This is a genomic window from Neisseria sp. P0021.S007 (assembly GCF_051956855.1).
This window is the reverse complement of sequence record NZ_JBQCXA010000749.1, coordinates 1-612: the sequence shown is the minus strand read 5'-3', so window position 1 is coordinate 612 and position 612 is coordinate 1. Positions and strand designations below refer to the sequence as shown.

1 protein-coding gene is annotated in these 612 nt (G+C 50.3%); it reads left to right on the top strand.

Annotation, left to right across the window (positions count from 1 at the left end; genetic code table 11):
- Window positions 1-138 precede the first annotated feature (138 nt).
- Window positions 139-612 (top strand): NADH-quinone oxidoreductase subunit NuoI (gene nuoI / locus ACTHUR_RS15750; protein ID WP_440399588.1); only part of this gene is annotated, 474 nt, incomplete at its 3' end.

Below are 612 nucleotides of genomic sequence, written 5' to 3'. Positions count from 1 at the left end.
GTCCGGTGCATCATTACAATGTGCGTATGCGTGAAGATGAGCGCGGCGAAACAAATTTCAACGTTTCGTTTTTAAAATAACCAGTTTCAGACGGCTTAAAGCCCTCAAAATATTCCCTGAGATAAGGGGTTGAATAATATGGCTAACTTAGTAAAAACCTTTCTTCTGGGCGAGTTGGTAAAAGGCATGGGCGTAACGCTCAAAAACTTTTTCGCCCGCAAAGACACGATTTATTTCCCCGAAGAGAAAACGCCGCAGTCGGTGCGTTTCCGCGGTCTGCACGCGCAACGCCGTTACCCAAACGGCGAGGAACGCTGCATCGCATGTAAATTGTGTGAAGCCGTTTGCCCCGCAATGGCGATCAACATCGAATCGGAAGAACGCGAAGACGGCACGCGCCGAACCAAGCGTTACGACATTGACCTGACCAAGTGCATCTTCTGCGGCTTCTGCGAAGAGGCCTGTCCGACCGATGCGATTGTGGAAACGCATATTTTTGAATACCACGGTGAGAAAAAAGGCGACTTGCACATGACCAAGCCGATCCTCTTGGCAATCGGCGACAAATACGAAGCCGAAATCGCCAAACGCAAAGCCGCTGACGCGCCATAC